Origin of the sequence: Ruoffia sp. FAM 20857 (assembly GCF_045528645.1) — a bacterium.
Taxonomy (GTDB): Bacteria; Bacillota; Bacilli; order Lactobacillales; family Aerococcaceae; genus Ruoffia; species Ruoffia halotolerans.
Map to the genome: position 1 here is coordinate 14427 of NZ_JBGQRB010000023.1, position 19974 is coordinate 34400.

The 19974-nt window shown below is 37.7% G+C and carries 22 protein-coding genes; 4 read left to right on the forward strand and 18 right to left on the reverse strand.

Features of this window, described 5'->3' with window-relative positions; translation table 11 throughout:
• Window positions 1–41: 41 nt before the first annotated feature.
• The 17 genes from ACEN4N_RS06725 to pepA all read right to left on the reverse strand — a co-directional run bounded on the left by ACEN4N_RS06725 (window position 42) and on the right by pepA (window position 17403).
• Window positions 42–404, reverse strand: coding sequence for a DUF488 domain-containing protein (locus ACEN4N_RS06725; protein WP_407090512.1), 363 nt, complete (start codon window positions 402–404; stop codon window positions 42–44).
• Between the two features lie 181 nt (window positions 405–585).
• Window positions 586–2532, reverse strand: a complete 1947-nt coding sequence (gene thrS, locus ACEN4N_RS06730) for a threonine--tRNA ligase (RefSeq protein WP_407093922.1) — start codon at window positions 2530–2532, stop codon at window positions 586–588.
• 384 nt (window positions 2533–2916) lie between these two features.
• The gene (locus tag ACEN4N_RS06735) at window positions 2917–3120 is read right to left on the reverse strand and encodes a hypothetical protein (protein ID WP_197103861.1); all 204 of its coding nucleotides are present in this window, start codon (window positions 3118–3120) and stop codon (window positions 2917–2919) included.
• Window positions 3121–3131: 11 nt separating this feature from the next.
• The gene (gene dnaI, locus ACEN4N_RS06740; protein ID WP_407093923.1) at window positions 3132–4061 is read right to left on the reverse strand and encodes a primosomal protein DnaI; all 930 of its coding nucleotides are present in this window, start codon (window positions 4059–4061) and stop codon (window positions 3132–3134) included.
• The gene (locus ACEN4N_RS06745; RefSeq protein WP_407093924.1) at window positions 4061–5512 is read right to left on the reverse strand and encodes a hypothetical protein; all 1452 of its coding nucleotides are present in this window, start codon (window positions 5510–5512) and stop codon (window positions 4061–4063) included. Before ACEN4N_RS06745 ends, dnaI begins: the two co-directional genes overlap by 1 nt.
• The gene (gene nrdR / locus ACEN4N_RS06750; protein WP_407093925.1) at window positions 5496–5996 is read right to left on the reverse strand and encodes a transcriptional regulator NrdR; all 501 of its coding nucleotides are present in this window, start codon (window positions 5994–5996) and stop codon (window positions 5496–5498) included. The genes ACEN4N_RS06745 and nrdR overlap by 17 nt, the downstream gene beginning before the upstream one ends.
• A 21-nt stretch (window positions 5997–6017) precedes the next feature.
• The gene (coaE, locus tag ACEN4N_RS06755) at window positions 6018–6614 is read right to left on the reverse strand and encodes a dephospho-CoA kinase (RefSeq protein ID WP_407093926.1); all 597 of its coding nucleotides are present in this window, start codon (window positions 6612–6614) and stop codon (window positions 6018–6020) included.
• 14 nt (window positions 6615–6628) lie between these two features.
• Window positions 6629–7465: a DNA-formamidopyrimidine glycosylase gene (mutM, locus tag ACEN4N_RS06760; protein ID WP_407093927.1), complete on the reverse strand. Its 837-nt coding sequence runs from the start codon at window positions 7463–7465 to the stop codon at window positions 6629–6631.
• 138 nt (window positions 7466–7603) lie between these two features.
• Complete coding sequence (locus tag ACEN4N_RS06765) at window positions 7604–8236, reverse strand: ABC transporter permease (protein ID WP_138404662.1); 633 nt, start codon at window positions 8234–8236, stop codon at window positions 7604–7606.
• Window positions 8233–9000 (reverse strand): ABC transporter ATP-binding protein, encoded by a 768-nt coding sequence (locus ACEN4N_RS06770; RefSeq protein ID WP_407093928.1) that lies wholly within the window; start codon window positions 8998–9000, stop codon window positions 8233–8235. The genes ACEN4N_RS06765 and ACEN4N_RS06770 overlap by 4 nt, the downstream gene beginning before the upstream one ends.
• Window positions 8993–9643 carry an ABC transporter permease gene (locus tag ACEN4N_RS06775; RefSeq protein ID WP_407093930.1) on the reverse strand — a complete coding sequence of 217 codons (651 nt, stop codon included), beginning with the start codon at window positions 9641–9643 and terminating at the stop codon, window positions 8993–8995. Before ACEN4N_RS06775 ends, ACEN4N_RS06770 begins: the two co-directional genes overlap by 8 nt.
• A gap of 127 nt (window positions 9644–9770) precedes the next feature.
• Window positions 9771–10655, reverse strand: coding sequence for a glycine betaine ABC transporter substrate-binding protein (locus ACEN4N_RS06780; protein ID WP_407090502.1), 885 nt, complete (start codon window positions 10653–10655; stop codon window positions 9771–9773).
• Window positions 10656–10925: 270 nt separating this feature from the next.
• Window positions 10926–13589 carry a DNA polymerase I gene (polA, locus tag ACEN4N_RS06785; RefSeq protein ID WP_407090501.1) on the reverse strand — a complete coding sequence of 888 codons (2664 nt, stop codon included), beginning with the start codon at window positions 13587–13589 and terminating at the stop codon, window positions 10926–10928.
• A 78-nt stretch (window positions 13590–13667) separates the two neighbouring features.
• The gene (gene murC, locus ACEN4N_RS06790) at window positions 13668–15002 is read right to left on the reverse strand and encodes a UDP-N-acetylmuramate--L-alanine ligase (protein ID WP_407090516.1); all 1335 of its coding nucleotides are present in this window, start codon (window positions 15000–15002) and stop codon (window positions 13668–13670) included.
• Window positions 15003–15023: 21 nt separating this feature from the next.
• The gene (locus ACEN4N_RS06795; RefSeq protein ID WP_407090500.1) at window positions 15024–15632 is read right to left on the reverse strand and encodes a hypothetical protein; all 609 of its coding nucleotides are present in this window, start codon (window positions 15630–15632) and stop codon (window positions 15024–15026) included.
• 38 nt (window positions 15633–15670) lie between these two features.
• Window positions 15671–16300, reverse strand: a complete 630-nt coding sequence (ytpR, locus tag ACEN4N_RS06800; RefSeq protein WP_407090499.1) for a YtpR family tRNA-binding protein — start codon at window positions 16298–16300, stop codon at window positions 15671–15673.
• 29 nt (window positions 16301–16329) lie between these two features.
• The gene (gene pepA, locus ACEN4N_RS06805; RefSeq protein WP_338490560.1) at window positions 16330–17403 is read right to left on the reverse strand and encodes a glutamyl aminopeptidase; all 1074 of its coding nucleotides are present in this window, start codon (window positions 17401–17403) and stop codon (window positions 16330–16332) included.
• A 235-nt stretch (window positions 17404–17638) separates the two neighbouring features.
• Between pepA and ACEN4N_RS06810 the strand changes: the two genes are divergently transcribed.
• The 4 genes from ACEN4N_RS06810 to ACEN4N_RS06825 all read left to right on the forward strand — a co-directional run bounded on the left by ACEN4N_RS06810 (window position 17639) and on the right by ACEN4N_RS06825 (window position 19729).
• Entirely contained in the window at window positions 17639–17995 is a 357-nt protein-coding gene (locus ACEN4N_RS06810; protein ID WP_407090498.1) for a hypothetical protein, read from the forward strand.
• 88 nt (window positions 17996–18083) lie between these two features.
• On the forward strand, window positions 18084–18872 hold the full coding sequence (locus tag ACEN4N_RS06815) for a phosphotransferase family protein (protein ID WP_407090497.1): 789 nt from the start codon (window positions 18084–18086) through the stop codon (window positions 18870–18872).
• 14 nt (window positions 18873–18886) lie between these two features.
• Window positions 18887–19534, forward strand: coding sequence for a tRNA (guanosine(46)-N7)-methyltransferase TrmB (gene trmB / locus ACEN4N_RS06820; RefSeq protein ID WP_407090496.1), 648 nt, complete (start codon window positions 18887–18889; stop codon window positions 19532–19534).
• Window positions 19535–19597: 63 nt separating this feature from the next.
• Window positions 19598–19729, forward strand: a complete 132-nt coding sequence (locus ACEN4N_RS06825) for a hypothetical protein (protein WP_407093929.1) — start codon at window positions 19598–19600, stop codon at window positions 19727–19729.
• A gap of 121 nt (window positions 19730–19850) precedes the next feature.
• On the opposite strand, the gene ACEN4N_RS06830 is transcribed toward ACEN4N_RS06825, so the two are convergent.
• Window positions 19851–19961: a hypothetical protein gene (locus tag ACEN4N_RS06830; RefSeq protein WP_407093776.1), complete on the reverse strand. Its 111-nt coding sequence runs from the start codon at window positions 19959–19961 to the stop codon at window positions 19851–19853.
• Window positions 19962–19974: the final 13 nt, after the last annotated feature.

The following is a 19974-nucleotide window of genomic DNA, read 5'->3' on the forward strand; positions in this document are numbered from 1 at the left end:
ATTAGTTAAAAGTAAAATGAAATTGATTGTATCGAGTATTTTTATAGATGATCCTCTGTCCATTCTTTTAATACAACAGCATTATTATTGTCCTTATCCTTAGCTGCATATAACAAAGTTACAGGACCATCATCTAATTTTTCTTTGACCAAAGCTAGCCAAGAATTTTTCTCATCATGATTGTTCAACTCTTCTTCATATTTTTCTTTGAACCATGAGAATTTACCCTCTTCATGATCAAAGTCTTTACGTACGTCTGATGAAGGGGCCATGTCTTTAAACCACTCATCATGATGTAAGTCTTCTTTCTTAATGCCTCTCGGCCATTGACGGTCCACTAGTATGCGGTAACCATCTTGGTCTTTAGCATCATCATAAGCTCTTTTAATATGTATTTTCGCCATAATATAATCCTCCTTAAGTTGTTTAAAGCTGTATATAATTAGCTTAGCGCTAACTTAAAGTAAAGTCACGAGATACGCAAATTGTGGTCGGCACTTTAGTCCCTCACTTCCATGCAAAAAAGCTCAACAATCATGGTCATAAACCACAACGGTTGAGCTGTTCTGCTATTAACTATTTAAATTATTCAGAGTCACGACTTTTTGATGCGATATCTTTCTCAAGGTATTCAACAAACTCGTCGTAAGTCATTGTTTGAGAATCTTTAGAGCTGTATGGACGGATATTCACTGTGCCGTCTTCCACCTCTTGGTCTCCAATAACGATTTGGTATGGTACTTTAGACGTTTGAGCTTCACGAATCTTGTAACCTAATTTTTCGTTACGTAAGTCCATCTCAACGCGGTAACCTTTCGCTCTTAAATCATGGTAAAGTTCTTCAATACGGTCACCATGCGCATCATTACTTACAGGTAATAATACTGCTTGAACAGGCGCTAACCATGTTGGGAATGCCCCTTTATACTCTTCGATTAAGTAAGCAACGAAACGTTCCATTGTTGATACAACCCCACGGTGAATAACTACTGGACGGTGAGTATTATGTCCATCTTCACCGACATAGGTTAATTCAAAGCGTTCTGGTAATAAGAAGTCTAATTGAACCGTAGACATTGTTTCTTCAAGACCAATGGCCGTCTTGAATTGTACGTCTAATTTAGGTCCGTAGAAGGCTGCTTCACCAATCGCTTCAAAGTATTCTAGACCTAATTCGTCCATCGCTTCTTTTAACATTGCTTCTGCTTTTTCCCACATTTGATCGTCATCAAAGTATTTCTCTTTATCTTCTGGATCGCGGTAGCTTAAGCGGAAGCGGTAATCTGTAATATTAAAGTCGTTGTATACATCTTCAATTAATTTCAGTACGCGTTTGAATTCTTCTTTAATTTGGTTAGGACGTACAAAGATATGCGCGTCGTTCAATGTCATCTCACGTACACGTTGTAATCCTGATAAGGCACCTGATTTTTCGTAACGGTGCATCATACCTAATTCCGCAATACGGATTGGTAATTCACGGTAAGAGTGGATGTCGTTTTTGTAAATTAACATGTGATGTGGACAGTTCATTGGACGTAGGGCTAGCATTTCGCCGTCACCCATATCCATTAATGGGAACATGTCATCTTTATAGTGATCCCAGTGACCAGAAGTTTTATATAAATCTGATTTAGCCATGATTGGTGTATACACATGTTCATAACCTAAGTTAATTTCTTTATCCATAATGTAACGTTCAATGGTACGACGGATTGTTGCCCCGTTTGGTAACCAGAATGGGAGACCTTGCCCTGCTTCTTGATTAATCATGAAGATACCGAGTTCTTTACCTAACTTACGGTGGTCACGTTCTCTTGCTTCTTCACGTACACGTAAGAATTCATCTAATTCATCTTGTTTGAAGAATGCAGTACCGTAAACACGTTGCATCATAGTGTTATCTGAATTCCCTCTCCAGTATGCACCAGCCAGTGATAATAATTTAACCATTTTAATCTTACCTGTTGAAGGCATGTGTCCCCCGCGACATAAGTCAACAAATTCACCTTGTTGGTAAACCGAAATTTCTTCATCTTCCGGAAGTTCTTTAATTAATTCTTGTTTGAAAGTATCATCTTTGAAGATTTCTAAGGCTTCTTCTCTAGAAACGACGCGACCAACAATGTCGTGGTTTTCTGAGATAATTTTCTTCATTTCTTTTTCAATCTTAGGTAAGTCTTCTTCAGTGATTGGATCGTCTTTATAAGTATCGTAGTAGAATCCTGATTCAATCGCTGGTCCTACGCCAAATTGAATCCCTGGGTATAAACGAGTTAACGCATGTGCTAATAGATGCGCTGATGAGTGACGCATTAATTCTAAAGCTTCAGGGCTTTTGTTTGTGATAACTTCAATCGCACCATCTTTAGTAATCGGTGTATGGTAATCAATAATTTCCCCATCTAGTTTTCCTGCTAAGGCTGCTTTTTTAAGTGATTTACTAATTGAATCAGCAACATCAGCAATTGTAATACCTGCGTCAAATTCTTTTACATTTCCATCTGGAAACGTTAATTTAATTTTGTCCATGACCATTCTCCTCTTTTTTTAAAATATACAAAAAAATCCCATTGACTGAGCGTATACTCAATCAATGGGACGTGAAATTTAATACGTGGTTCCACCCAATTTTTTCCGTAGAGACACTAAATGAGTGTTCTATGAACTTCGTTCAAGCTTAACGGGCGTCTGCGTCTACTCCTAATATCGAAACCGAGTTCAGAGTAAAAGTATATGAAGGGGTCTTATATAAAGCAATGTAGGATGTCGCACCAAATCATCCCTCTCTGAAAGCATTGAGTTTACAAAGTTGTCTTCATGTAAAGTCGTTTATTCATTTAAGGGCTTTTCGCTTCCTAATGGCAGCAAAAGCTATATCATATTTATATCATAACTTTTATTGAATTACAAGTCCTATTGTCGCTTACCAAACTGAGAAAGCGTCACCAAGCCAGCACCTGTAATAAAAATACCCAGAAGCATTGGAAAGGCCAATTGTGTTTGTCCTTCTCTAAAATAATAGATGAATAAGACGATTACTTGAATGGCTAAGGCGATTCCAAAATAAATCATGAGTAGTCGCTTTTGTTTGAGTTCTTCTTCAGGATTACGGTTCAAATCATCCCTCCTTATCTATTTCTATGTCTTAAGTTCTCTCCTGTAAGGGAGACTTCTTTTGCTAGGAAACGAATTCTTTCCATAATTCGCTTGGCTTTAATTGTTTCGTTACCACCATCTCTTGAGTGAGCTAAGTGGCTTTCAATCTCTTTTAAGTTAAAGTTCGACGAGAAGAATGTAGGTAATGACTCCTTCATACGGTATTCAAGAATGGTCGTCAATACTTCATCACGTACCCAAACGGTATTGGCTTCAGCTCCGATGTCATCAATAATTAGGATATCGACCGACTTCACATCTGTTAACACTTGTTGTGTTGAGTTATCCACAAAGGTTGATTTAATCTCCGTTGTAAAAGTTGGATAATGCATCATCGTCACACTTTTATTCAACTTCACCAGTGCATTGGCTAACGCACCCAGTAAATAAGTCTTCCCTACACCGAATTCCCCAGAAATGTATAAGCCTTGAGCACGATGTGGGTTCTTCTTGTACTCATCTAAAAAGCTGATCACTTCGGCTAAAAGTTGCTTACGCGACTCTGTATTGGCATAATACTCAGTCAAGGTTGCTTCTCTAACATCCGCAGACATCATTCGGTTGTCTAGTAAACTTCTTTGTTGCTGCTTCTCTTTGTTGTCATAGTAGGCCTTCGTTGGTACATATGACACATCGATGTAATTATAATTCAAGAACAAAACTGGTTTAAAACCAGGGTTTTGTCCTTGTTCTCCTTTTCTTAATAGATCCATTTCCCGTGCGAATTCATTCAATTTAGAAAGCGAATTTTCAATTATTTCTTGAGAAATGGCCTCTTCATGCTGGTTCACAAACGCTTTGACATCGGGATGATTTAAGACATAATCGACGGTCGCTTTATAATCTGCTTGAAACTTTGGATCTCTCGTAAAGCGAGTCAGTATTTGATTAATTTTTTGCACTATGAATCACCTTCTTCCCCTATTAACTCATTCAGACGCTTACGCATCTCATCTTCACTATATTGCGGTTGAGATGCAGTTTGAGGAGTCTCTTGTTGTTGCTCGGACTGTTCCTTATCCTTCATCCAAGATGGAATAATCTCTTGATGCTGGGATTGTCCACGTTTCTTGTAATTCGAACGGTTTTCTCTTTGCTTCTGTTCGATTTCTTTCTTCTTGCGTTGTTCTTTCACATATTGCATCGCCTTAGGGATATTCGTTAATTCCTCTTGTTCCCATTCACTCGCTACACGTTGCAATTCGCCTTTATAAATATTCGGTCTGTCGTTAATCACTAAAAGATAGTAGATTAAAAAGTTCACAACATGTTCGCTTAAACGTGTTTTTTCTGCTAAATCTCTAATATAAAAATGCTCTGAATCGGTTGCGAAAGTCTTTTTGGCTTGCTTCATCTTATTCAAGAATGCATTACTCGGCATTTGTTCACACGAAATCACCAATTGAACCGCTTCTGGCGCTAATTCAGGATGTTGCGCTTTTAATTGTTGTCTGCGGTCTTCTACTTCTTCTTTCGAATACATTCGAGACGTTCGGTTCGACTTCGTCCTTGGCTCAAGTTGGTCTTGTTGCAAATTCGATTGCCAATTCGATTCAGCTTTTTTATTTTGTCTTTGAGCAATTTTCTTCAAGTCATTTAAATTTACATTTCCGGTAGTTTTATCCATAGCTAAGTATACTAGATTAGCTAACTCGCTTTCTGTATTGCCGTAAATATCATGGATCGCATAAATCTGTTTTTTCAATTCTTCAGATAATTCTGAATGGTTTATTCCTTCAGAAATTAAATAAGAAATAAAACGACTATATTCTAAACCGGGTGCATAATTATGCACTTTATCTGGTTGTTCGTCAATAACTTTTGTAGCAGCTTCATTGACTTGAATAGGATATAACGCCTTTTGAAAGCTGGACGTCTCCTCAGCATAACGATCCTCATCAATCGCTTCTACAGTTAAAAGTGTTGTTAACTCTTCGTAGTCTTTCTCGCCCAATTGATTTAATAAAGCTGTACTTAATAAAGCATCTTGGAAAAAGGCTTGATTGAGTAGGGGCAACTTTAAATCATAGAGAATTGTTTGATGTACGGGATTCGAATTTGATTTCATATCGCGATATGTTCGCATTAAACCGACGGCCTCGAGTTTTATCCGTGCTTCGTTCAATTCTTTAATACCAATGTTCAAGTGAAGTAGTAAAATCTGATGACGTAATAATCTGCGACTATCCAAGTGAACAGTTGTTGGCATTGACATTAGCGTTAAGTATAGACCCATACTTTCTGGACCGATAATTGGTTGATATAAATGAGTTAAACTTTCTAGATAATTAGCTGAAATATCTGCTTGCCCTTTTAAAACAAAGGGTTGAAGCGGATTAATGGTTAGGCTCATCTTGATCTTGACCTTCCTCAATCTGTGATCCATGCTTATCTGCCATAGATTCTAATTCTTTCATGAAACTCTCACGCGATTGGAATTCACGGTAGACACTCGCAAAGCGAATGTAGGCAACCTCATCCAATTCCATAAGAAGAGGCATGACATATTCCCCAATACGGCTTGTCTCGATCTCTTGGTCAGCGTCATCTCGAATGGACTCTTCCACTTGATTCACAAGTTCATTCATCTGCTCCACCGCAATCGGCCGTTTTTCAGCACTTCGAACAATGCCTCGCATTAATTTATCTCGATTAAATTCTTCACGCGTACCATCGCGTTTTACTACTAGTAATGGTGATTGCTCGATTCGCTCATGAGTATTGAAGCGAAAGCCGCACTCTAAACATTCTCTTCTTCGGCGAATGGACTGACCTTCTTCTGCCGGACGTGAGTCAATCACTTTGGATGACTGACCCTGACATTTAGGACATTGCATTGTACATACCTCCTTAAGTAATTACTTGTTATTCTCTGCTTTTAATAGTTGGTCGACTTGTTTATGAGTCTCTTCAGGTGTGTTTGAATTATCAATCACGATTTCGCTCCATTTGGCCTTATCTTGAATCGATATTTGATTGCTAATAAGTTGGCGTGCATCTTCTTCACCAATTTGATTCCGCTTCATTAAGCGTTCTAATTGAATGTCTGGTGAGACGTATACAAGCCAGACGGCATCCGTTGGAATGTCAATATCCACTTCATAATATAAAGGGATATCCACAAAGATTAGTGAATGACCTTCTTCTTTATATGCTGCCATTCTTTCTTTAGATTCTTTAGAAATTAACGGATGTAAAATTTGATTGAGTTTTTCTTTACTCGCTTCGTCATTAAACACAATATTGCCTAAAGCTTTTCTGTTTAACGTTCCATCTGCTTGGATAATATCTTCACCGAAATTTTCTTTCAGACGTTCTAAGCCGACAGTGCCTTTTTCAACCACAACACGGCTAATAATATCTGTATCAATCACTGGGTAACCTTGTTGAATCAAATACTTTGAAACCGTGGATTTACCAGTAGCGATACTTCCTGTTATAGCAATAGTTTTCATGCGTTTATCTCCTGTTATAATCTTTGGCAAACGGGACAAAAGTGCGTCCCTCTTTGGGCTAAGCGGATTTTCTCAATGGGACTTTGACACCGGACACAAGGCTCTCCGGTCTTACCATATACTTTTAATTCGTTCTGATAGCGTCCTGCTTCTCCAACAGTATTGCGGTAACTTCGAATCGTTGATCCACCAAGTTCCACTGCCTTACTCATTATATGAATTATAGCATGATACAAGGTATTGATTTGTTTATCTGATAGTTGGAATCCGGCTGTTTGTGGATGAATCTGCGCTTCGAATAGGACTTCATCCACATAAATATTCCCTAGTCCTGTCACTATCTTTTGTGATAACAAAGCCGATTTGATAGGTTGCTTTGACTTCTCTAATTGATCTTTGAGGTCCTCTAAATGAAACTCTGCTTCCGTTGGTTCTGGACCAATCTTTCGTTCGGCAAAGAATGCTTCAATTAAATATTTTGGAACATACTCCATTCTACCAAATTTCCGTACATCATTATAATGTAATTGGCTCTTATCATGAAACTCAATGATGACATGCGTATGTTTGTCTTTTGTTAGTGGTACTTCCTCTTTTGGAAAATAAAAATACTTTCCTTCCATCCGCAAATGAGACACTAAATAACCATCAGGAAAACGGAATAATAAGTATTTACCTCGTCTGTCCACCGATAATATGGTCTCATCAATTAAGGGCAGAAGGACATTTGGATTCTCTTCAAATTGAACAACAATTCGCTTCCAAAAGACGTTAATATTTTTAATTTTTTTACCTTTGACTAATTTGTCTAAACCTTTTCGATTTACTTCAACTTCCGGTAACTCGGGCATGCAAGCACCTCTTTCTACATATGATAATTATAACAAAATTTCTATATACTTTGGACATAAAATACCGAATTATATTAAAATACCCAAATGCTTTCACATTTGGGAGTCATCAAGTAATTTCAAACTTTTATAAGCAAATTAACCTTCCACTTCATAATTTCTTAACGCAAATTTTTCAATTTGTATTAAGATAAAGTTGCACGCAATACATAATAAAACCGTCAAAATCATCCCCCAAAGAATTTGAACCATGTCTTGTGTTCTTAAACCTGAGAAGAGAATCGTTCCTAAGCCTCCAGCATTAATTGTCGCACCAATGGTCGCAATTCCGATACTCGAAGTCATGGCAAGTCGAATCCCACTAAAGATTGCCTTAGAAGAAAGTGGCAGGTAGATTCGAAAGAATAATTCTTTATCCGTCATTCCCATCCCGATAGCTGCTTCCACAATCATAGGGTCAATTTCTTGTATTCCTGTACTAAAGGTCCGCAGCAAAATATATTCACAGTACAATGTGAGGACAATCATAGCCGTATCTGCGCCTAAGCCTGTCACAGGAATTAATAGCGCAAACAAAGCATAACTTGGAACGGAATATAAAGCAGAGAAAAAGTAAGTCAGTCGCTTTAACCATCTTTGGTTATGAATTAAAGTGTAGATAATCACGCCAGCAATCGCAATGGCGATGAGTAATGAGATGGTCACAAGTTGCAGATGTGTTACTGTCGCATCAATAAGACGGTCACTATATCGAACTAAGTAATCGATCATATTAACTCACTCCATAATGATTCTTCTTCGCGAACCGTATCTAATAAACTATTCACGAATGCACCTTTTGGATTTTTTATAATATTTTGAGGCGTATCATATTGTTCAATGCGTCCTTTATCCATAATCATTACGCGATCGCCGAGTAAGAAGGCTTCATTGATGTCATGTGTAACGAATAGGAATGTTTTACTGTCTAATTCTGCATGGATTGCTTTAATTTGTGACTGCAATTCTTTACGGGTAATCGCATCAACAGAACCAAAAGGCTCGTCTAACAACATAATTTGAGGATTGGCTGCGAGTGCACGTGCCACGCCAATACGCTGTTGTTGACCACCGGATAATTGCTTAGGATATCGGTGTGCATATTCGGAATACGGCAATTGAATTAAAGCCATTAGTTCAGTTACGCGTTCTTTAATCTTCTCTGGTTCCCAGCCAAGTAATTCTGGCACGGTAGCAATATTCTTTTCAATCGTAATGTGTGGGAAAAGTCCAATTTGTTGAACAACATAGCCGATTTGTCGGCGCAATTCGATTAAATCATACTCTTTGATTTCTTTATTATTGATTTCAATTTGACCACTGTTTGGTTCGATCAAGCGATTGACCATTTTTAAAGTCGTTGTCTTACCTGACCCAGATGAGCCAAGAATCGTTATGAATTGACCTTCTTCGATATCAAATGACAAGTCTTTAATGATTTCTTTGTCATCAAAGGATTTGTTGATGTTTCTGAATTTTATCTTAGTATTAGCCATGGTTCTCCCCCACTTTCTCTATTAATAAATCCATTAAAGCCATACTTAATAGTGATAATAATGTCACTGTTCCCCCACCGATGATTAATAAATCCATTCGGTAAAGTCCAAGCCCGGTGAAGATTAACGTTCCCAATCCTCCAGCTCCGATATAGGTTGCTAAAGTTGCACTGGCAATAATTTCAACTAAGGCTAGTTTAATTCCATTTAAAATGTAAGGCGCTGCAAGTGGAATTTCAATCCGGTTACGTAATTGTTTCTGGTTCATTCCAATGCCCCGAGCCACTTCTATAGTGATCGCTGGAATTTCATTAAAGCCAAGAATCGTATTCATAATAATTGGCGGAATGGCCAGAAAAGTTAACGCAATCAGTGCCGGTAATTCTCCCACCCCTATGATTGGTATTAAGATGAATAACACCGCTAGACTCGGTATAATACGCAGTAATTGCGAAGACGTTGTTAAGACCTCACCTACCTTCTTATTTCGGTAACTAAAATAACCTAAGGGTATGCCGATACATATCGCAATAATTAAGGCTATTAGACTTAGTTTAATATGTTGGACCAAATATCCGGTGAACTCACTAGCGTCTGTTTGAAAGTATTCAATGATTTGTTTAAGCAAGCAATTCCCTCCAATTCTAATTTGTTGTCGCATCTTCTGTATAGTTTACAGGATTTAGACACTTTTCCCAAAATACTTGTTTCCAATAAAAATACGCAAGTAGAGAGCTTTCTTCTACTCGCGTAAAATTTGTGTGCTTGGTTTATTGAATCGAATGATAGTATTCTTCCGCAACTTCCATATAGTCTCGCCCCTCAATATCAACGCTAGCATTCAGAGCAACAACGGTTTGTGTATCTAGTGTTGCGTTAATGTCATTAATAATAGTTTCAATATCAGGGTTCGCTTCGAGTACATCTTGGCGAACAATCGGCACTAAATTATAGGGTGGCCAGAAGTTTTGGTCATCTTCTAACACTTTATACATATCAGTATTCGATAATTGCCCTTCAGTCGTGTAAGCAGGTGTCGCATCTGCTTCATCACTACTTAAGACTTGATATTTTAAGCTATTATCATAGACAGTGATTGATTCAAAATTGAATTCACCGTAGACTTCCTCAAGTCCTTCTAAGCCGTCTTCTCGTTCTTCGAACTCACCTTGAGACGCAAAGCGAATGTTTTCAGCATTTGCTTGTAAATCACTGATTGTATCAATACCGTATTCTTCAGAAGCAGCGGTTGTAATTGCGATACCTTGTGAATCGTTCGCTGGCGCATATTCAAGTGTCGTTAACTCGCCACCTTCTTCGTAAGCATTACGAATTGTTTCAGCAACACTATCAGGATCTGTATCCATCGGTAAGTTGAAGATACTTAATAAGGCTGTCCCAGTATATTCTGGATACAAATCAATTTCTGCATTTTCAATGGCTTGTGGAATCACTGAACTTGCGATACTTGGTACGCGCTCGACTGAGTAACCATTCTCTTCTAAAGCTAAGGCGTAAATTTCACTCACGATCAGACTTTCAGTGAAGTCTTTTGATCCAATTTTTATGTTGTCACCTGAAGCGCCGGAAGAACAACCGACAAGAACTAAGCTGACTAAGACGAGTAAGATCATTATATTTTTTGCTTTTTTCATACTTCGACTCCTTTTATGAAATTAGGTGATTGGCGTTGAAATTTTCGCCACTTTCACCGTAGAGACTGTGATCAATTTCAATAAACAGTAATTTAATTATAGGATAATCCTAGCTATCAAGCAATTGATTGAACTTCAGGCGAAATTATTATAGATTGCTCTCGTTAATCGCCACATCAGAAACACTTTTTTTATTCTTCCTGTTAACACTGGGAAAAACACCAAAAAAAGACCCTCACCCTATTAAGAGTAAGAGTCTAGTATTCAATATTATAGTTCGTACCAATTAATCCCTTGGTTATAGTCAACTTCTAAAGGTACGTCTAAATTTGCAGCGTGTTCCATAATTTCTGGTACGAGCTCACTTAAGCGTTCCATCTCCTCTGCAGGTGCTTCTAAGATTAACTCATCATGCACTTGTAGTAAGATTCTTGCTTGAAGTCCTTCATCGTCAATGGCTTTTTGTAGACGAATCATCGCAATTTTCAAGATATCTGCTGCTGTTCCTTGTATTGGCGAGTTCATCGCTGTGCGTTCTGCAAATGAACGGATATTGAAGTTACTTGCCTTAATGTCAGGTAAGTATCGACGGCGATGGAATAATGTGCTGACGTAGCCATCTTCTCGAGCTTTTTCAACAATGTCAGCCATAAATTTTTGAACACCTGGGTACATTTCAAAGTAACGTTCAATGAATTCTTTTGCTTCAGGTCTTGGAATATTTAAGTTTTGTGATAATCCGTAATCACTAATTCCATATACAATTCCGAAGTTTACAGCTTTAGCTTGGCGACGTAAGTTACTATCAACATCTGACGTCGATTCTAAATTGAATACACGTCTTGCAGTAGCCGAGTGAATATCTTCACCCGCAATAAAGTCATTCGTCATATGTTCTTCTTTACTGATATGCGCAAGTACACGGAGTTCAATTTGCGAATAGTCGGCACCAAATAATTGCCAACCTTCTTCTGAAGGAATGAAGGCTTGACGAATTTTACGGCCTTCTTCTAAACGTACCGGAATATTTTGTAAGTTTGGATCCGCACTACTTAAACGACCCGTTTGCGTTAAAGTTTGGACGAATTTCGTATGGATCTTCCCATCTTCTTTAATATATCCTGGTAGGCCAGCTAAGTAAGTTCCTTGAAGTTTACTGATAGAACGGTAATCAAGAATTTCTTGAATAATGGGATGCTTATCTAACAGTTTTTCAAGAACGTTGGCAGCTGTACTGTAGCCTGTTTTAGTCTTTTTAATGACTGGTAAGCCCATCTTATCGAATAGAATTTCACCTAACTGTTTTGGTGAATTCACGTTAAATTCTTCACCCGCATATTCGTGAATACGAGCTTCCATTTGTTTTAATCGTTCGATTAATTCTTCGTTCTTCTCTTCTAATGTTGCGCCGTCTACTTTAATTCCGGCAATTTCCATTCGAGCTAGAACACGTGCCACTGGCACTTCGATGTCTTCGTATAGATCATCCATCTCTAAATCAACTAGACGAGTACGTAATGGCTCTACTAACGCATCCAATGCTATGGCTTTACTTGCGACATGGTTTACGGTTACCTCTGTGTCTTCTGCTAATTTTCGCTTAGCACCTTTTCCGTAAACCATCTCGTCTAACTCAACATTCACTGGTACTTCTAGCGCTCTGACGACATTCGCAATCTCGTCCATATGATTCGCTTCAACGAGGTAAGCCGCAATTAAAGTATCAAATATGATTCCTTTTAATTGAATCCCATAATGACTTGTTAAGACTTCATCTCGTTTTGAGTCGAATAAAATTTTATCAACTGACTCATCTTCTAGCCAAGCTTTGAAATTCGTTTCATTTAAAGCGACAGATGCCTCAGCAACATAAACCGTATTCGCAACTTGATCATACCAAGAAACATATAAAACATCATCAAAATGATAATTGTCCCCAATAGTTTCAAAGTATACCGCTGTTTGTTTAGGTAAAATATCTTCTGTGATTGCATCTACAAACTGTACGTCGTATTCAAGTTGTGGTTCGTCCGATTCAATCGCTGTGATATCGACATCTGACGTCGCTTGAAGTTCAGTCAAGAAACTATTAAATTCCATTTGACGGTAAAATTCAACGAGCTCTTCAATATTCTTCCCTTCATAAGTGATGTCGTCAATCCCGATTTCAATTGGCGCTTCCAATAAGATTTCAGCTAATTCTCTACTCATGAACGCTTCTTCTTTTTCATTGGTTAAGTTTTCTTTCATCTTAGATGGTTTTAACTCATCAAGACGCTCATACAATTCTTCGACAGAATGATATTCTTTGATTAATTTAATGGCCGTCTTCTCACCGATGCGTGTGACACCTGGGTAATTATCCGATGGGTCTCCCATTAGACCTTTTAACTCAATAAACTGCTTTGGCGTCACTCCGTATGTTTCCATCACTGTCTCTGGCGTATAAGCTTCTAATTGGCTCACACCTTTGCGGGTAATATACACCGTGACGTTGTCTGTGGCGAGTTGAATTAAGTCTTTATCTCCAGAAATAACAATAACTTCATCATGCGAATCTGCTTGATGCGATAGTGTTCCAATCACATCATCCGCTTCATAATGCAAGATATCATAGTGTTTCATTCCGTATGCATCTAATAAGACTTTAAGATAAGGCATTTGTTCTTTGAATTCACTTGGCGTTTTTTGTCGCCCGCCTTTATACTCTTTAAACATATCCGTTCTGAATGTCACTTCACTTTTGTCAAATGCGACTAATATGTGTGTCGGTTGAAATTGTTCCATGACACTGTCTAACATTCGATGAAAACTATAAAGTGCATTCGTGTGTAGACCTGATTTGTTCTTAAAACGGTCTAAATCTAAGATTGAATAAAAAGCTCGAAAGGCAAGACTACTTCCGTCAATTAACATAATTTTACGTTGACTCATTGAATATTCCTCCATCTTTAATTATTAAGCACAAACAGCCAACGAATTCTAACTCGTTGGCCGCTTGTTGTTTCTATTCTATAATCGGTTCGGGCTTAAGTTAGCATATGCTTTCTCAAATTGACGAGAAAGTTCATCAATGTCTCCTGCGCCCATGAACAGGAATACTGCATCTTTATAACCCATTAATGGTGATAAGTGATCCGTTGAGATGATTTCAACATTTTGATGGATTAATTTCGCAAGGTCTTCAATGGTTACTTCCCCGTTCGCTTCACGCGCTGAGTTAAATATCTCTACAAGATACACTTTATCCGCTAAAGAAAGCGACTCTGCAAACTCATTCAACATCGCCACCGTTCTAGAGAACGTATGGGGTTGGAAGATTGCGACAATTTCACGATTTGGGTAGCGTTGTTTTGCTGCATCAATGGTTGCAGCGATCTCAGATGGATGATGTGCATAGTCATCAATGATTGTTAAATCTTGAATTTGACGTGCTGAGAAACGACGTTTCACGCCAGCAAAAGTTGCGATATGTTCTTTAATATCTTCTGCTCTAAAGCCTTCTAAATAAAGCACTGTAATGACTGATAAAGCATTTAAGATATTGTGCTCACCAAAGACTGGAATCGCAAATCTTCCGAATACTTCCCCGTCAATGACAACGTCGAATTCAGACCCTTCAACAGTTCGGTCGATATTTTTTGCATGTACTTGTGATTCTTCAGTCAGTCCATAGTAATAAATAGGCACCTCTGCCTTTAATTCCGATAAATATTCGTCATCCCCACAAGCAATAATTGCTTTATTCGCTTGATTAGAGAACGTTTGAATCGCTTCAAATACATCCTCAATTGAGCGGTAGTAATCTGGATGATCAAAATCAACGTTAGTAACAATAGTATAATCCGGTTTGTAAGCTAAGAAATGACGGCGGTATTCACATGCTTCTAGTGCAAAGTATGTCGCTGTCTCATCCCCAAATCCAGTTCCATCACCAATTAAATAACTTGTCGGTGCAAGGTTTTTCAATGTGTGTGATAGTAAGCCAGTTGTTGATGTCTTACCGTGTGAACCTGTCACTGCAATGCTTGTATAGTTCTGAATTAAACCACCAATAAAGTCATGGTAACGATAAATTTCTAAGCCTAATTCTCTGGCTCTAACTAATTCTGGATGATCATCATTAAATGCATTCCCAGCAATAATTGTTAAATCCTCGGTAATATTGTCAGCATCAAATTCTAAAATCGTAATATTTTGGTTTTCTAATTCTTGTTGTGTAAAGAAATATTTCCCTACATCACTTCCTTGAACTTCAAAGTCTTCGCCATGAAGAATCAGTGCTAAAGCACTCATTCCAGACCCTTTTATTCCAACAAAATGATATTTATGTTCTTTATTAATCATATTCATATATTTTATTGCCTCCTAGTCCTCAAACAATAAAAAGTTGTTTTTAGATTTTTGCAATCTTTTAGCTAGTAATCTTGTATTCTCGTCTACTTGTCGGTTGCTTAATTTTGGTTTCTTATATGGTTTTGGTAATTCAGTCGCTTTGAAAGGTCGCTCTTCAAATGAATTGTCTTCAATTTGTTCTTCTTCATCTTGAACTTCATGAGTATTTGCCACTTGTTTCTTAAATGAAGGTTCGTAATTGGACCTCAGAGACGGTTTAGTTGCATCCCAGTTACTGACTACCATCGATGTTTCATCATCATTTAATTGAGTTTCTTCTAAGCTCTGTTGCGTATTTAACGATGTCGTCTGTTTATTTTGCTTCTTCAAAAAAGGAATCTCATAATGTTCCAGTCCACTTTGTTGAGTTGTCTGTTTTGGTTCACGAAGTGAGTCCTCTTTTGTTTCTTTCGCTTCAACCAGCTGATTATCTTTGGGTTGTTGCTTTTTCTTTTGTTGATTCAGATAGGCTGGTTCAAACTTAGATTTACCAGAATCCATTCCTTGAGTTGGATGAGCGAAGCGTCTTTTATCTGACTGACCACTTCGGTTGTTAAATGCGGGTCCTTCGTATTTTTTCATTATTACACATCCTTGACTACTAGTTTAATCAACTTTTATTACTTGTATGAAGCGACAACTTCTTCAAGGCTCATTCCTGGCTCAAAAGAATCTTTCAACTCCCAAATACCTGGTAAATCTTCGATATCAGATAAACCTAATTCACGGGTTGAACAAATCATACCAGAACTCTCAACACCACGTAATTCACCTGGCCAAATAATCATACCATTAGGCATTGTAGCGCCTGGGCGAGCCACGAGGACATTCATATCTTCAGCAATATTATCTGCTCCACAAACAATTTGTAAAACTTCTCCGCCGACATTTGTTTGTGTCACTGATAAATGGTCGCTATCCTCGTGTTTTTTACATGATTCAACGTATCCTACTACGAATTTAGGTTTTGAGTCAACCTCTACTTCAATGTCAAATCCCGCTTCTTTAATCTTGTCATTAACTTGAGACACTTGCTCTTCAGTTAAATCAACATTCCCATGACCATTTGGTTTAAATGTTTCAGAAATATTAAATAAATTAATTGACATAACTTCGTTATCTTGAGTACTATCTCTCACGATTGTTACACCATTATTTGATTCTGTTGATAAATGATTCTCGTCTGCTTTCCCGCGAGTTAACATTAAGACATCTCCAACACCTTGTTCATTGTAAAATGCAATCCACATAATTATTATATCCTTTCTTTCAGCCGATATTAAGTATTTTGAACTAACGTTTCGTAAGTCGTACGATCAAATGTTGTGACTACAGCTTCTAACATTGCTTGTGCAGCTTCATAGTCAGAAATTCTAAAGAGTGATTGATGACCATGAATATATCTCGCTGGCACACCAATAACTCCACTGATGACACCATCATTCATCGTGTGAGCAGCACCTGCGTCTGTTCCACCTTTTGAGAAGAAATATTGATACGGAATATTGTTTGTCTCTGCCGTATCTAATAAATATTCACGTAAACCTTTGTGAGTAATCATTCCTGGATCTTGAACGCGTAGTAAGAAGCCTTCGCCTAAGCGACCTTGAACATCTTTCTTACCTTCAGCATCAGCAGCTGGTGAGCAATCAACCGCTAAGAATAAATCTGGTTGATAACGGTGAACTGCTCCACGAATACCACGTAAGCCCACTTCCTCTTGAACAGATGCGCCCATAATTAATTCTGAATTAAGTGATTGACCTTGGATTTTTTCTAATGTATCTAAGATTACAGCACTCCCGTAACGGTTATCCCAAGCTTTACTAATGATTGATTCGTTATTCGCTGTACGAATTGTCTCTACATCAGGGACTAAGCTATCGCCTGGACGTACGCCATAAGACATCGCTTCTTCTTTGGAAGTAAAACCAGCATCAAATAAAATATCTGATGGTTTTAATGATTGTGCTTTGCTTCCGCGTAATAAGTGAGGAGCCACTGCACTTGAGACACAAGGATAGTTTCCTTGTTTTGTTTGTAAAGTAAAACGTTGTGCCGATACAGCGTACACATTCCAGCCACCGATCGGTGTCACTTTGAATGTTCCGTTATCGTTAATTTGGCTTACCATGAAACCAACTTCATCCATATGAGCTGCAACCATTAATTTAGGTGCATCTTCTGTTGATGATTTTTTAATTCCAAAGATATTTCCTAAGCCACTTATCTCAACTTCGTCAACAAGTGGTGTTAATTTCTCTTTGAGGTAAGCTCTTACTTCGCCCTCATTACCGGAAATCCCTTGTAATTCAGTTAATTCTTTAATTCGTTTAAATTGATTATCATTAATAGTCATGCAGTTAAACTGCCTCCTTCTAATATAATTTATCTGTAAACAATCCCTCTAATTGTTGCATAAATCGCGTCAAATTGCAATTTATAAGTAGTTATTATTACACTGAAAATTCTCTCATCAAACCAGTCATTATACACATTTTATATAATGGTTTCCAAGGTTTTCTTTAGCCATGAAACAGACAACGTGTTAAACTAGTTTAAGAATCTAAAATTAGGAGTGAAAGTACATGAGTGAAAATAACCAAAACTACAATTATGATAATAACGGTCTCTTAGGTGGACTACTTTTAGCAACCGGTGTCCTCATCGGAGCAGCAACGACCTTACTAATTAAAGAAAACCGTCCTAAAAAAGCAGGCCTTGTCTTAGAAACTGCAAAAAACCGCCTCGGACAAAATGGAAACGTCGTTGGCTCATGGATCGACTACGATTCAATTGAATATGATTTATTTGAAGACAAGCCCCTTGTTTACATTGGTGGCGTAACTGTTGAGAATGCTGAAGGTCGTTTACAATATCAATTCGCAAGTGATATTTATACGGGTGAACTTATCGATTATTATTTAATTAATCAAAATAACTAAAAAAAGATTGACCCAAATTCTTATCATGGTAAAATATTTGATATTGTGATTTTTTTAAGTTAGTTTTTGGGGGGAGGCAGAAAAATCTATGTATGACCAACAAGGCGATTGGGAACTTCACCCAATTGCAGGTGCATCTGGTGATGCTTATATGGGCGTAAAATCAGACGAGAAAGTATTCTTTAAACGAAATACTTCTCCATTTATCGCAGCATTATCTGCTGAAGGCATTGCCCCCAAATTAATGTGGACGCAAAGAACTTTCTCCGGTGATACATTTACTGCCCAGGAATGGAAAGATGGACGTCTATTAAAGAAAGAAGATATGGGTTCAAAAGAAGTCATTGAATTAATCCGTCAAATACATGGCTCAGATAATTTATTACTCATGCTCAAACGAATGGGCGAGCGTAATTTTTATCCTTTGGATTTTATTAATCAATATTTTGTGGATTTGTCACCTACGCTTGCTTCGAATCATTTCTTAAACGAAGTCATTCGACATATGGAAGATGCCATTGATAATGATTTTTATGATGTGCGCCGGACAGTATGCCACGGAGATTTAAATCATAATAACTTTTTGAAGAGCCATGATGACCATCTCTATCTCGTTGATTGGGAAAGTGTTAAAGTAGCTGATCCTTTAAGTGATATTACAATGTTACTTGTACATTATTTTTCCCCCAGTGAATGGATGGCTTGGTTTGAGTTATATAACTACCCTATTAACAATTCTTTCTACAAACGCGTTCGTTGGTATAGTATGATGAATTGCCTTTATTTAATTAAGCAATATTATCTTGAAGGCCGTCAACACAAAACCAATGAATACATTATTTTACTTAAAACTATCTATGAAGATTCAACCAATTAAGGAGCAATTAAATTATGCGTTTACGTAACAAACCTTGGGCACAAGACAAATTAAATGAATATCCGCAATACGTACCAGCTGACCCAGCTGAGTACAAAGGTAAGTGGCAGTCTCGCTTTGAAAAAGAGCAACCTATCCATATTGAAGTTGGATCCGGAAAAGGACAATTCATTATCAATATGGCAAAAGCCCATCCAGAAATAAATTATATCGCCGTTGAAATCCAAACAAGTGTGATTGTATCAATCTTGGAAAAACAAATTGAAGAAGCTCTACCTAATGTTCAAATCTTACATGGGGACGGCAGTGATTTAAGCGAGTATTTCGCACCTGCTGAAATCAGCTTACTTTACTTAAACTTCAGTGATCCATGGCCAAAAACACGTCACGCTAAAAGACGTCTCACTTCACCAATATTTTTAAAACAATATGAAGGCATCTTACCAGAAAACGGAGAAGTTCATTTCAAGACGGATAACCAAGGTCTATTTGAACACTCGCTTGAAAGTATGTCTGAATATGGTATGTACTTTAAGCAAGTTTGGCTTGATTTACACAAGTCAGATTTCGAAGGTAACGTCATGACAGAATATGAAGAAAAATTCTCATCTAGAGGTAATCGCATTTATCGCCTAGAAGCTGTTTTTCGCAGTAATAAGTAAAAGCGAAAAAGCCTAACCAAATTTTGTTTGGTTAGGTTTTTTTAGCGATTATTTATTGTGGGGATGGAACTCAAGACAAATGAGGTTGCGGTGTGGCTTGAGTTGAGGTTACTTGAGACGAATGGGATTGTCGTTTGGCTTGAGTTGAAGCAACTTGAGACAAATGGGATGGTGGTTTGGCTTGAGTTGAAGTAAATTGAGACGAATGGGATGGTGGTTTGGCTTGAGTTGAGGCAACTTGAGACGAATGGGATGTCAAGTCCATAATCTTGTGTAAAAGTCTCAATGTAGTTATATCATCTGGTCATCATGCACATTACACTTGTAAGAATGTCCGAGCGTTATTTTCCCAATTTTCGTGGAAATCAATTAATATCGAACCGATTAAACGCTCTGCAGAGGCTATGTTTGGATAAATTCCAATCACTCTGTCTCGCCGT